The 12,528-nt window shown below is 58.8% G+C and carries 12 protein-coding genes; 9 read left to right on the top strand and 3 right to left on the bottom strand.

The features are described from left to right. Positions 1–19 precede the first annotated feature (19 nt). The 3 genes from H0Z09_RS25405 to H0Z09_RS25395 form a co-directional block, all read right to left on the bottom strand. Complete coding sequence (locus tag H0Z09_RS25405) at positions 20–292, bottom strand: TfoX/Sxy family protein (RefSeq protein ID WP_076952863.1); 273 nt, start codon at positions 290–292, stop codon at positions 20–22. A gap of 189 nt (positions 293–481) precedes the next feature. Further along, the gene (locus tag H0Z09_RS25400; RefSeq protein WP_186694378.1) at positions 482–826 is read right to left on the bottom strand and encodes a pentapeptide repeat-containing protein; all 345 of its coding nucleotides are present in this window, start codon (positions 824–826) and stop codon (positions 482–484) included. Positions 827–918: 92 nt separating this feature from the next. Further along, positions 919–2,475 carry an AAA family ATPase gene (locus tag H0Z09_RS25395; protein ID WP_186694376.1) on the bottom strand — a complete coding sequence of 519 codons (1,557 nt, stop codon included), beginning with the start codon at positions 2,473–2,475 and terminating at the stop codon, positions 919–921. A gap of 118 nt (positions 2,476–2,593) precedes the next feature. Between H0Z09_RS25395 and mrcB the strand changes: the two genes are divergently transcribed. From mrcB to msrQ, 9 genes are all read left to right on the top strand, one after another. Beyond that, positions 2,594–4,918 (top strand): penicillin-binding protein 1B, encoded by a 2,325-nt coding sequence (gene mrcB, locus H0Z09_RS25390; RefSeq protein ID WP_186694374.1) that lies wholly within the window; start codon positions 2,594–2,596, stop codon positions 4,916–4,918. Between the two features lie 16 nt (positions 4,919–4,934). Further along, the gene (locus tag H0Z09_RS25385) at positions 4,935–5,669 is read left to right on the top strand and encodes a tetratricopeptide repeat protein (protein ID WP_186694372.1); all 735 of its coding nucleotides are present in this window, start codon (positions 4,935–4,937) and stop codon (positions 5,667–5,669) included. Further along, complete coding sequence (locus tag H0Z09_RS25380; RefSeq protein WP_076952868.1) at positions 5,669–5,998, top strand: YqcC family protein; 330 nt, start codon at positions 5,669–5,671, stop codon at positions 5,996–5,998. Before H0Z09_RS25385 ends, H0Z09_RS25380 begins: the two co-directional genes overlap by 1 nt. A gap of 431 nt (positions 5,999–6,429) precedes the next feature. Then, a complete protein-coding gene (locus H0Z09_RS25375) occupies positions 6,430–8,154 on the top strand; it encodes an acetolactate synthase 3 large subunit (protein WP_186694370.1) in 1,725 nt (574 codons plus the stop codon). A 2-nt stretch (positions 8,155–8,156) separates the two neighbouring features. Next, on the top strand, positions 8,157–8,648 hold the full coding sequence (gene ilvN, locus H0Z09_RS25370; RefSeq protein WP_003176102.1) for an acetolactate synthase small subunit: 492 nt from the start codon (positions 8,157–8,159) through the stop codon (positions 8,646–8,648). 47 nt (positions 8,649–8,695) lie between these two features. Continuing rightward, positions 8,696–9,712, top strand: coding sequence for a ketol-acid reductoisomerase (ilvC, locus tag H0Z09_RS25365; protein ID WP_003212125.1), 1,017 nt, complete (start codon positions 8,696–8,698; stop codon positions 9,710–9,712). Between the two features lie 144 nt (positions 9,713–9,856). Beyond that, positions 9,857–10,714, top strand: a complete 858-nt coding sequence (gene pssA / locus H0Z09_RS25360; protein WP_076952869.1) for a CDP-diacylglycerol--serine O-phosphatidyltransferase — start codon at positions 9,857–9,859, stop codon at positions 10,712–10,714. A gap of 63 nt (positions 10,715–10,777) precedes the next feature. Continuing rightward, positions 10,778–11,791, top strand: coding sequence for a protein-methionine-sulfoxide reductase catalytic subunit MsrP (gene msrP / locus H0Z09_RS25355; protein WP_186694368.1), 1,014 nt, complete (start codon positions 10,778–10,780; stop codon positions 11,789–11,791). Then, positions 11,791–12,411 (top strand): protein-methionine-sulfoxide reductase heme-binding subunit MsrQ, encoded by a 621-nt coding sequence (msrQ, locus tag H0Z09_RS25350; protein WP_186694366.1) that lies wholly within the window; start codon positions 11,791–11,793, stop codon positions 12,409–12,411. Before msrP ends, msrQ begins: the two co-directional genes overlap by 1 nt. The last annotated feature ends 117 nt before the right edge of the window (positions 12,412–12,528 follow it).

The following is a 12,528-nucleotide window of genomic DNA, read 5'->3' as shown; positions in this document are numbered from 1 at the left end:
TGTAGATACTGGGCGATGCTCAATTTTTCTGACGGGTCGATAGCGCGTCCAATTGACGGTTCAATGCTTCCTTGCGCTCGGCAGGAACGTCGTTCCAGTGCACATCCATCAAGGCGCCCTCAATGGCATACAACAGTACTTTCGAGGCGCGGAACCCGCGTGTGCGCACGGCGCGGTACGCATCGACAGCGCCCAGGCGGCGCAAGTCTGACGCGCTGTGGATGCCCACCGCATGCAGCCACTGCGCCGACGTCTTGCCGAGGTTTTTCAGGAGTTGCAGCTCGTCGTTCATCAAGCCTCCTTGCGATGGCCGAATGGTTCGGTGGGTATCGTGACCATGCAAGCCTGAGAGGAGTGTAGCGCTCAGTAGGAAAAACGCAGTTCTTTAGTCGGAAACGGCCTAAAGACTGATAAGAAGGGGGGCGTCAGGTGCAGGCAGCCCCCGCCAGGCGGGCGCGAGGCGGGGCGAAAAAGCGCGGGTTCAACGAGTGCGGTAGCGTAGGCGGGTGCCGAAATTGACGGACATGAGGATCTCGTCAGCGCTCAGTTCCGGCGGGAAGTAGGTGCCGGAAATTTGCGCGTGGGCAAGGCTTGCCCCTTCCAGCGGACAGTCGCGAAGGTCCAGGCCGCGCAAATCGGCGGAGCGGAAATAAGCGTCGGTGAAATCCACGCCCGCAGCGTTCAGCTCACGCAAGTCCAACCCACGGAAGTCTCCACCGCGCATGTCGATGACGCCGTGCTCTGGGCGTTCCTGGTTGAAGCCCCGGATATCATCTTTATGCAGGAGCGAGTAGAGGGGAGAATCGAGAAGCTTGGGCTGACTCATGACGGCGACTCCTGTTGGATTTATGGCGCCATTATAGTGCCACTATTGCTCGATCGTGCGCCTTAGTAGACGACACGATCAAGAAATTTTTCTTACAGGCCTGGCAGGCGCTGGCGTATATGCGCCACCAATGCATCAAGGGTGCCGCTTTCATTGGTTTCGACACGCTTGCTGAGCAACTGTTCCTCGGCGGTCAGTGGCTCGCGATTCGCCTGCTGTTCTTCGATCACCGACAGTGTTGCGTCGGAAGGGTCGTTTTTGTCCGCCTGACGCTGTGCCAACCAGCTGGCGATGACCGCTTGGGGCGCATTGCAATCCAGGATCAGGAAGGGCGCGCCGGTCGCCTCGGCAACCTTCGCCGCTGCGTCACGTTGCTCGCGCTTCAAGAAGGTCGCATCCAGCACCACCGGGTAACCGGCGCGCAGTACGGTAGCGGCGATTTCATTCAAGCGTGTGTAAGTTGCCGCGCTTGCGTCGGCCGCATAAATACCGGCCTGCAGCGTGTTCTCAACCTGCTGCTCGCCGAACAGGCGCTTGCGCTCCACGTCCGAGCGCAGTCGCACGGCGCCCAGTGCCTCTACCAGGCGCATCGCCACGTGGCTTTTGCCCACGGCCGAAACACCATGGGTAATCGCCATAAAGCGTGACGGAATAGTGCTGTAGCTTTCCGCCAGGTTGGCGTAGTTGCGGTACTGGCGCAGGGTAGTGGCGCGTTGTACCGGGCTGGCCTCGCTCGGCATGCTGAACAACGCGACCTTGGCGCGTACCAGGGCGCGATAGGCTTTATAGAAATTCAGTACTTCCAGGCCCTGATAGTCACCGGTCAACTCCAGGTATTGGCTGATAAAGCGCCGCGCCAGTGACTTGAGGCCGCGGTCTTCCAGGTCCATCGCCAGGAAGCCGGTATCGGCGTAAACGTCAGTAAAACGGAAGGGCTCGTTGAACTCGATGCAGTCGAAGATCACCACGTGTCCATCGATCAAGGTGGCGTTGCCCAAGTGAATATCACCGTGGCATTCGCGGGTGAAACCCTCCACTTTGCGCTGGGCAAGCAGTGGCTTGAGGCGCTCGAAGCTGCTTTCGGCCCAGGCTTGCAAGGCATCCAACTGAACCAGGTCGGCCTTGTCACTGAGGAACGGGCGGATCTGGTCGAAGTTCTGGCGAACCGGCGCCATCACTTCTTCCGGCGTGCCGGCTGGGTGTTCCTGCGGGACTTTCGGCGCAGTCAGGTGGAAGTGCGCAATCTGCCTGGCCATCTCATCGATGTGCGCGCTGGTCAGTTCGCCATTAGCCTGCAAGGTGCTGAGCAATTGGCTCTGCGGGAACTGGCGCATTTTCAATGCGTATTCGATGACCGGACCTTCGCCGCCCAACTGCGGGGCTTCGGCGGTGCCGGTGATCGGCAACACGTCGAGATACAAATCTTGCGTCAGGCGCTGGTTGAGGCGCAGTTCTTCGCGGCAGAAGTGGCCGCGCTTTTCCAGGTCGGTGAAATCCAGAAAGCCGAAGTTCATCGGTTTCTTCAATTTATAAGCATACGGGCCAGTCAGTACGACCCAGGAAATATGGGTCTCGATGACTTGGAACGCTTCAACCGGGTGCGGGTATAAAGCCGGATTTTGCAGGGCAGCGATCAGGGACTGGCTCACGGGCGATCCTTCAGAGTCTGGGGGAAAACATGGCGGGCATTATGGCTGCTGCGGCCGGTCGTGCAAACCGCTGTCCGGCTCATGTTGATCCTCAATAAAGTGCGTATAATCCGCCGCCATGACTCGAACCCGATCTCCCCGTTCCCGTAAAAAACCTCCTTCCCGCGGCCTGCGCCCTTGGCTGGGCTGGGCGCTCAAGCTCGGCCTGGTGGGGCTTGTAGTGCTCGCTGGCTTTGCGGTGTACCTCGACGCCGTGGTCCAGGAGAAATTCTCCGGCAAGCGCTGGACCATCCCGGCCAAGGTGTACGCGCGCCCGCTGGAACTGTTCACCGGCCAGAAGCTGAGCAAGGACGACTTCCTCACCGAACTCGACGCCTTGGGCTATCGCCGCGAACCCGTGAGCAATGGTCCGGGGGCAGCCGCCGTCAGCGGCAATACCGTCGACCTGAATACCCGTGGCTTCCAGTTCTATGAAGGCCTGGAAAAAGCCCAGCCGGTGCGCGTGCGGTTTTCCGGCGATTACGTAGCGGAGTTGTCGTCACTCAACGGCTCCAAGCTGCCCGTGGTGCGCCTGGAACCGCTGATGATCGGCGGCATTTATCCGAAAAATCTCGAAGACCGCATCCTGATCAAGCTTGATCAAGTGCCGCCGTTCCTGCTCGAAACCCTGGTGGCCGTCGAAGACCGCGATTTCTATCACCACTGGGGCGTCTCCCCGAAGTCGATCGCTCGCGCAGTCTGGGTGAACACCTCCGGCGGCAAGATGACCCAGGGCGGCAGTACGCTTACGCAACAATTGGTCAAGAATTTCTACCTGACCAGCGAGCGGAGCCTGACCCGCAAGCTCACCGAAGCCATGATGGCGATGCTGCTGGAATTGCACTACAGCAAGCAGGAGATCCTCGAGGCATACCTCAACGAGGTATTCGTCGGTCAGGACGGCCAACGTGCGGTGCATGGTTTCGGTTTGGCGAGCCAGTTCTTCTTTGGCCAGCCGCTGTCCGAATTGAAGTTGCATCAGGTCGCATTGTTGGTGGGCATGGTCAAGGGGCCTTCCTACTACAACCCGCGCCGCAACCCTGAGCGTGCGCTGGAACGCCGCAACCTGGTGCTCGATGTGCTCGAGCAACAAGGCGTGGCCACGGCTGAACAAGTGGCCGCGGCGAAGAAAATGCCGCTGGGCGTTACCACACGCGGCAAGCTGGCGGACAGCTCCTTCCCGGGCTTTATCGACCTGGTCAAACGCCAACTGCGTGAAGACTACCGCGACGAAGACTTGACCGAAGAAGGCCTGCGGATCTTCACCAGCTTCGACCCGATTTTGCAGATGAAAGCCGAAGCGTCAGTCAACGACACCTTCAAGCGTCTGACGGGCCGTAAAGGTTCGGACGAAGTCGAAGCGGCCATGGTCGTGACCAACCCGGAAACCGGCGAAGTGCAAGCCATGATCGGCAGTCGCCAGGCCAGCTTCGCCGGCTTCAACCGCGCGCTGGATGCGGTGCGGCCAATCGGCTCGCTGGTCAAACCGGCCGTTTACCTGACCGCGTTGGAAAAACCGAGCAAGTACACCCTGACCAGTTGGCTGTCGGATGACCCCTTGTCGGTCAAAGGGGGGGATGGGCAAGTATGGACTCCGCAGAACTTCGATCGGCGTTCCCACGGTACGGTGTTTCTTTACCAGGGGCTGGCGCACTCCTACAATATTTCCACGTCACGCCTTGGGCTTGAAGTCGGTGTCCCGAACGTCCTGAAGACCTTGGCGCGCCTGGGGATCACCCGTGAATTCCCAGCCTTCCCTTCTATACTGCTGGGGGCCGGTGCCATGACGCCGATGGAAGTGGCGACCATGTACCAGACCCTCGCCAACGGTGGCTTCAATACGCCGATGCGCGGCATCCGCAGTGTGCTGACCGCCGAGGGCGAGCCGCTCAAACGTTATCCGTTCCAGATTCAGCAGCGGTTCGATGCAGGCTCCATCTACCTGATCCAGAACGCCATGCAGCGTGTGATGCGTGAAGGTACGGGCAGCTCCGTCTATAAAGTCCTGCCGTCCAACCTGACGTTGGCTGGCAAGACCGGTACCAGTAACGACTCGCGCGACAGTTGGTTCGCTGGCTTCGGCCAGGATGTGCTGGCGGTGGTGTGGCTGGGGCGCGACGATAACGGCAAGACCCCGTTCACCGGCGCTACCGGTGCGCTGCAGGTCTGGACCAGTTTCATGCGCAAGGCCGACCCGCTGCCGCTGAACATGCCGCAGCCGGATAACATCGTGCAGGCCTGGATAGATCCGCACACGGGCCAAGGCTCCGATGCCAACTGTCCGGGAGCGGTGCAGATGCCGTATATTCGCGGCAGCGAACCGCCACCCGGTGCCGCATGCAGTGGCGGTGCCCCTGCTGACGCGGAATCGGTGATGGATTGGGTCAAGGGCTGGATGAATTAAGCAGAGAGGGTTTCAAGTGAACAAGTGGTGGATTCCAGCGATTACAGCTCTGGCTTTGCTCAGCGGTTGCTCCAGCGTGCAACGCGGCTCCATTCCCGTGGTGGACTCGAGCACAGCCGTCTCCAATAGCGACCGGATTTCGGCCAATGGCGGTTTCCGCCAGACCGTGACCAACCGCCCTGCCCAGGCCGCGACCCAGGCGGTGCCGCAGGATTCGGGCGTGGTGGTGATGGTGCCGGGGGCCGGCTCCGCCACCTCCGCGCCGATCAGCGCCGAGCCGTGGACCCCAGGGCCAAGCGCTTCCGGACCGATCGATACCGCGCCGGTTCAAACTGCACCGATCAACCAGGGCACCTACAACATGCCTTCCACGCCGAGCGGCATTCCATCGTCCTCCAGCGCCGGCGGCCTGTCGGCTGACGAGCAACTGGACGGCCCGGTGCTGGCCCTGCTCACGACGGCTCAGCAACAACAGGCGGGTGGCGATTTGAACGGTGCATCGTCGAGTCTCGAGCGTGCGCAACGCGTTGCCCCGCGTGAGCCGCAAGTGCTGTATCGCCTGGCACAGGTGCGCATGGCCCAGGGCGACGCACCTCAAGCGGAGCAGTTCGCTCGTCGTGGCTTGTCCCTGGCTAACGGTCGTCCCGACCTGCAAGCCAGCCTGTGGGCGTTGATTGGTGACGCGCGCGCCGCACAGGGTGATGCCGCCGGTGCTGCCCAGGCGCGGCAGAAAGCCAAGGTCAACCTCTGATGGATGCACGCTTTCCGGCGATTGCCGAACAGTTATTGCTGATTGAGCGTGAGTTGCGCGTGCAAGGCTGGTGGGACGAAGTGTCCCCCAGCGCCGAGGCGCTCAGCAGTGTCGAGCCTTTTTCGGTGGATACCCTGGACTTTCACCAGTGGCTGCAATGGATCTTCCTGGCGCGCATGAAGCAGATTCTCGAGCAGGACCTGCCATTGCCCAATGCGTCGGGCATCCTGGAAATGGCCGAGATGGTCTACGCCGACCGCCCGCTTGAAAGCCTCGGATTGCGCAACGCGCTGAAAAAGTTCGACCAATTGATCGCCGACGCTCGTTAATTGCCTGACTCCCGGGTTTTCCGGCAGTCTTGCGCACATTTCTATCGCTTGACGACATTCAGGCGAGTTTTATCCCTCCTCAAAGCCCTTTCTTCTACGTTCTCATGCGCTTAGTTGGAAAAAAGCGCAATTATTGCTTGACTTGAAGGGCCTGAAACAGAAGAATCCAAAGTCCGCTGTATCGGGACTGCCAGAAGCAGGCCCGCTCAGCAGATCATGAGGCGCACATCCGCGCCGACCTGTAACACCCGCAACGCGTTACCTCGCGCTGGGTGGGAAAATCCCGCAACACTTGGGACGATCCCAATACTTGCTCAGTCAGTGCTGACGTAGTCGGCGACCACCGTCGCTCATGCTCTGTTGAGAAGTAAACCTATTAAGACCCGTCGGTTTTTAACGGACGGTATTCTGGCGTTTTAGAGGTGAACAACGTGGAGCTTTTATCTGGCGGTGAGATGCTCGTCCGCTTTTTGCGTGACGAAGGCGTCGACTATATCTACGGGTACCCGGGTGGTGCTCTGCTGCATGTCTACGACGCATTGTTCAAGGAACCGGCTGTTACCCACATCCTGGTTCGCCACGAACAGGCCGCGACCCATATGGCTGACGGTTATGCCCGTGCCACCGGTAAAGCCGGCGTGGTCCTGGTAACGTCCGGCCCGGGCGCAACCAATGCCATTACCGGCATCGCGACTGCGTACATGGACTCCATTCCGATGGTGATCATTTCCGGCCAGGTCGCGAGCACCATGGTCGGTACCGATGCATTCCAGGAAACCGACATGATCGGTATCTCCCGGCCGATCGTGAAACACAGCTTCATGATCAAGCATGCCTCGGAAATCCCGGAAGTCATGAAGAAGGCCTTTTACCTCGCACAGTCCGGTCGTCCGGGCCCTGTAGTGGTCGATATCCCGAAAGACATGACCAACCCGGCTGAAAAATTCGAATACATCTTCCCGAAGAAAGCCAAGCTGCGTTCCTACAGCCCGGCCGTCCGTGGGCACTCGGGGCAGATCCGCAAGGCCGCAGAAATGCTCCTGGCGGCCAAGCGTCCTGTGCTGTACTCCGGCGGTGGTGTGATTCTGGGCGGTGGTTCCGCACCGCTGACCGAACTGGCCAAGCTGCTTAACCTGCCAGTGACCAACACCTTGATGGGCCTCGGCGCATTCCCGGGTTCGGACCGTCAGTTCGTCGGCATGCTCGGCATGCACGGCAGCTACACCGCCAACCTGACCATGCACCATGCCGACGTGATACTGGCAGTGGGCGCACGTTTCGATGACCGCGTGATCAATGGCGCGAGCAAATTCTGCCCGAATGCCAAGATCATCCATATCGACATCGACCCGGCGTCCATTTCCAAGACCATCAAGGCCGACGTGCCGATCGTAGGTCCTGTTGAAAGCGTCTTGACCGAAATGGTCGCAGCGCTGAAGGACATCGGCGAAACGCCGAACAAGGAATCCGTCGCCAGCTGGTGGAAGCAGATCGACGAATGGCGCGGTGACCGCGGCCTGTTCCCTTACGACAAGGGCGACGGCAGCGTTATCAAGCCGCAAACCGTGATCGAAACCCTGTGCGAAGTGACCAAGGGCGACGCCTTTGTGACCTCCGACGTGGGCCAGCACCAAATGTTCGCGGCGCAGTACTACACATTCGACAAGCCTAACCGCTGGATCAACTCCGGTGGCCTGGGCACGATGGGCTTTGGTTTCCCTGCGGCCATGGGTGTGAAACTGAGCTTCCCGGAGACGGACGTCGCGTGCGTCACCGGTGAAGGCAGCATCCAGATGAACATTCAGGAATTGTCGACGTGCCTGCAGTACGGCCTTCCCGTGAAGATCGTCTGCCTGAACAACGGCGTGCTGGGCATGGTTCGTCAGTGGCAGGACATGAGCTACGGCAGCCGTCACTCCCATTCCTACATGGAATCGTTGCCGGATTTCGTCAAATTGGTTGAAGCCTATGGCCACGTCGGCATTCGCATCACCGATTTGAAAGATCTTAAGCCGAAGATGGAAGAAGCGTTCGCCATGAAGGACCGCCTGGTGTTCATCGATATCAAGGTGGATACCAGCGAGCACGTCTACCCGATGCAGATCAAAGACGGCTCTATGCGCGACATGTGGCTGAACAAGACGGAGCGTACTTAATCATGCGGCATATTATCTCCCTGCTTCTGGAGAACGAACCCGGCGCTCTGTCTCGTGTTGTCGGCCTGTTTTCGCAACGCAACTACAACATCGAAAGCCTGACCGTGGCGCCGACCGAAGACCCGACCCTGTCGCGCCTGACGTTGACCACCGTGGGCCACGATGAGGTGATCGAGCAGATCACCAAGAATCTCAACAAGCTGATCGAAGTGGTCAAGCTGGTCGACCTGTCGGAAAGTGCCCACATCGAGCGCGAGCTGATGCTGGTCAAGGTCAAGGCCACGGGTGCACAGCGTGCCGAGATCAAGCGCACCACCGACATTTATCGCGGGCAGATCGTCGATGTAAGCGCCAGTGTTTATACCGTGCAACTGACCGGTACAAGCGACAAGCTGGACAGCTTCATCCAGTCGATCGGGACGGCCTCGATTCTGGAAACCGTACGCAGTGGTGTCACAGGGATCGCCCGTGGCGACAAAGTACTCAGCATCTAACCCAAATTAGCGAATGGCCTTACGGCCTGGATATATAGAGGAACCTCATGAAAGTTTATTACGATAAAGATTGTGACCTGTCGATCATCCAGGGCAAGAAAGTCGCCATCATCGGTTACGGCTCCCAGGGCCACGCTCAAGCGTGCAACCTGAAAGATTCCGGCGTTGACGTTACCGTTGGCCTGCGCAAAGGCTCGGCTACCGTTGCCAAGGCTGAAGCACACGGCCTGAAAGTGACCGACGTTGCTTCCGCTGTTGCGGCCGCCGACCTGGTCATGATCCTGACCCCGGACGAGTTCCAGTCCGCGCTGTACAAGAACGAAATCGAGCCGAACATCAAGAAGGGCGCTACCCTGGCCTTTTCCCACGGTTTCGCGATTCACTACAACCAGGTTGTGCCACGCGCTGACCTCGACGTGATCATGATCGCGCCGAAGGCTCCGGGTCACACCGTGCGTTCCGAGTTCGTCAAAGGCGGCGGCATCCCTGACCTGATCGCGATCTACCAGGACGCATCCGGCAACGCTAAAAACGTAGCTCTGTCCTACGCTGCCGGCGTCGGCGGTGGCCGTACCGGTATCATCGAAACCACCTTCAAGGACGAGACTGAAACCGACCTGTTCGGCGAACAAGCCGTACTGTGCGGCGGTACCGTTGAACTGGTGAAAGCCGGTTTCGAAACCCTGGTTGAAGCTGGCTACGCGCCGGAAATGGCCTACTTCGAATGCCTGCACGAACTGAAGCTGATCGTTGACCTCATGTACGAAGGCGGTATCGCCAACATGAACTACTCGATCTCCAATAACGCTGAATACGGCGAATACGTGACCGGCCCGGAAGTGATCAACGCCGAATCCCGTCAGGCTATGCGCAACGCCCTGAAACGTATTCAGGACGGCGAATACGCCAAAATGTTCATCAGCGAAGGCGCTACCGGCTACCCTTCGATGACCGCCAAGCGTCGTAACAACGCCGCTCACGGTATCGAGATCATCGGTGAGCAACTGCGTTCCATGATGCCGTGGATCGGTGCCAACAAGATCGTCGACAAAGCCAAGAACTAAGTCGTACGTATCAACAGAAAACGCGGCTTAGGCCGCGTTTTTTCGTTTGGCAGACAGGTTCTGGTATAAAGCTGCATCGTTTGCGGGCGAACACTCGCCGCAAGTATTTGTCGAATTTTTTTCACCCGTTGCAAGGTAAAGTCCATGAGCGAACGTCCCGAAGAGCCAAGCCAGGCTTCTGACGCCGAAAGCCTGCTACCCATCGATGAACATGTCGAAGAAGGACATGACGCGGAAGGTCGCAAGGTTCGGCATCGTGGCATCTATCTGCTGCCCAACCTGTTCACCACGGCGAACCTGTTTGCCGGCTTCTATTCCATCATCAACTCCATGAGCGCCCAAAGTGCATTGGCGGCAGGTGATGCGGCAAGCGCCAGCAAATATTTCGGTTTTGCGGCCATCGCCATTTTCGTGGCCATGGTGCTCGATGGCCTAGATGGTCGCGTGGCGCGCATGACCAATACGCAAAGTGCCTTCGGTGCCGAGTACGACTCGTTGTCGGATATGGTCGCGTTTGGTGTCGCGCCTGCGTTGCTGGCATTTGCCTGGGCGCTGGGTGACATGGGCAAGGTCGGCTGGATGGTTGCCTTCATTTATGTCGCGGGCGCGGCTTTGCGCCTGGCACGCTTCAACACCCAGGTGGGAACTGCCGACAAGCGTTACTTCATCGGTCTGGCCAGCCCAGCGGCCGCGGGTGTGGTGGCGGGTATCGTCTGGGCGTTCAGTGATTACGGCATCCAGGGTTCGAAGATGTCGTTCCTGGTGGCCTTGATGGTGGCTGCGGCCGGCATGCTGATGGTCAGTAACATCAAGTACAACAGCTTCAAGGAGCTGGACCTCAAGGGGCGCGTACCTTTTGTGGCAATCCTGGCGGTGGTACTGGTATTTGCCGTAGTGTTCAGTGATCCTCCGCGCATTCTGCTGCTGGCGTTCCTGGTCTACGCCGCTTCGGGGCCGGTTCAGTATTTGCTGCATTTGCGCCGCGACAAAACATTGCCTTAATGTAATTTCGCCCATACTCCGCAGTCTATTGGTGCATCTGTTCTCCAATGCTGCGGAGTTGCCATGTTAATCAAATTGCCTAAAGCGTCCGATTGCCCCGAATCGGATGTCACTCCAGAGTCCTTCTATCTTTCCCGCCGCAGCTTGCTCAGTGGTGCGCTCGCCGGCATCGCAGCCAGCAGCTTGCCGCGTTGGGCCAATGCCGCAGATGCCTCGCGCTATGCTGATGTAGAGGCGGGCAGGGCACCGAACTGGTTTACCGAAAAACTGCCGAGCACCCAATGGCAGGCGATCACGGTAAAGGATGAAGCGATCACGCCGTTCAAAGATGCGACTCACTACAACAACTTCTATGAGTTCGGCACCGGCAAGGGCGACCCTGCAGCCAATGCGGGTTCATTGAAGACCGAGCCGTGGAGTGTGGTGATTGACGGCGAGGTGGCGAGGCCGGGCCGTTATGCCCTGGAAGACTTCATGAAGCCCTACCAGTTGGAGGAGCGCATCTACCGCCTGCGCTGCGTGGAGGCGTGGTCGATGGTTATTCCATGGATCGGTTTCCCGATCTCGGCATTGCTCAAGCAGGTTGAGCCGACCTCCAAAGCCAAATACATCCGTTTCGAAACGCTGCAGGATCCCAAGAGCATGCCGGGGCAGCGTTCGAGTTTTGGTTTGATCGATTGGCCGTATGTAGAAGGCTTGCGGCTGGATGAGGCGATGAATCCTCTGGCGATCCTGGCTGTGGGGATGTATGGGCGCGAATTGCCTAATCAGAACGGCGCGCCGCTGCGCTTGGTAGTCCCTTGGAAGTATGGCTTCAAGAGTGTGAAGTCGATTGTACGGATCAGCCTCGTGAGCGAGCAGCCGAAAACCACCTGGCAGAGCATTGCCGCGGATGAGTATGGGTTCTACGCGAACGTGAACCCTACAGTAGACCATCCGCGTTGGACCCAGGCGCGGGAGCGTCGTCTGCCGAGCGGCTTGTTCAGTCCTAATGTGCGTGAGACGCAGATGTTCAACGGCTACGCCGATGAGGTGGCTTCTCTTTATACCGATCTGGATTTACGGAAGAACTACTGATGCGCTATCCGGTGTGGCGCATTGGCGTCTTTATGGCGGTGGCGATATGGCCCTTGTATTGGTTGTATGAAGCCTGGAGTTTTGCCCTGGGGCCTGATCCGGGCAAGGTACTGGTCGATCGTTTGGGGCTGGGCACGTTGATCCTGTTGCTGATCACCCTGGGAATGACGCCACTGCAGAAGCTTAGCGGTTGGGCGGGGTGGATCGCGGTGCGCCGGCAACTGGGGTTGTGGTGCTTCGCTTATGTGGTGCTGCACCTGGCAGCTTACTGCGTATTTGTACTCGGCCTGGATTGGTCGCAGCTGGGCGTGGAGCTGCGCAAGCGGCCCTACATTATTGTCGGTGCGTTGGGGTTCCTGTCGTTGCTGGTACTGGCGGTGACGTCGAATCGCTACAGTCAGCGTCGGCTCGGCAGTCGTTGGAAGAAGCTGCATCGCCTGGTGTATGTAATTCTTGGGCTTGGCTTGCTGCATATGTTGTGGATCGTGCGGGCGGATCTGAAGGAGTGGGTTATCTATGCGTCTATAGGTGCGCTACTGCTGGTGCTGCGGATACCGCCGGTAATGCGGCGAATCCCCCGCCTTATTGCGAAAAAACCACTTTCTGCAACAAAAGCGTAATTAACGGTTGACGGCAGATTCTGGAAGTCTATAATTCGCCCCACTTCCGGCGCAGTCGAAACGGAAAACTCCTTGGTAAACAAAGAGTTATGCGAGATTCGACAGCGACCTGCTTCA

It is taken from the genome of Pseudomonas sp. SWRI18 (genome assembly GCF_014268345.1).
In the GTDB taxonomy this organism is placed as follows: Bacteria; Pseudomonadota; Gammaproteobacteria; order Pseudomonadales; family Pseudomonadaceae; genus Aquipseudomonas; species Aquipseudomonas cedrina.
The sequence above is the reverse complement of the archived record's forward strand: the minus strand, read 5'-3'. Positions and strand labels throughout refer to the sequence as shown.

Coding starts and splice junctions, on each gene's coding strand:
- pssA (WP_076952869.1), top strand. CDS start 9,857: ATGAGCGAACGTCCCGAAGAGCCAAGCCAGGCTTCTGACGCCGAAAGC.
- msrP (WP_186694368.1), top strand. CDS start 10,778: ATGTTAATCAAATTGCCTAAAGCGTCCGATTGCCCCGAATCGGATGTC.
- H0Z09_RS25405 (WP_076952863.1), bottom strand. CDS start 292: ATGAACGACGAGCTGCAACTCCTGAAAAACCTCGGCAAGACGTCGGCG.
- ilvC (WP_003212125.1), top strand. CDS start 8,696: ATGAAAGTTTATTACGATAAAGATTGTGACCTGTCGATCATCCAGGGC.
- H0Z09_RS25400 (WP_186694378.1), bottom strand. CDS start 826: ATGAGTCAGCCCAAGCTTCTCGATTCTCCCCTCTACTCGCTCCTGCAT.
- ilvN (WP_003176102.1), top strand. CDS start 8,157: ATGCGGCATATTATCTCCCTGCTTCTGGAGAACGAACCCGGCGCTCTG.
- mrcB (WP_186694374.1), top strand. CDS start 2,594: ATGACTCGAACCCGATCTCCCCGTTCCCGTAAAAAACCTCCTTCCCGC.
- H0Z09_RS25380 (WP_076952868.1), top strand. CDS start 5,669: ATGGATGCACGCTTTCCGGCGATTGCCGAACAGTTATTGCTGATTGAG.
- msrQ (WP_186694366.1), top strand. CDS start 11,791: ATGCGCTATCCGGTGTGGCGCATTGGCGTCTTTATGGCGGTGGCGATA.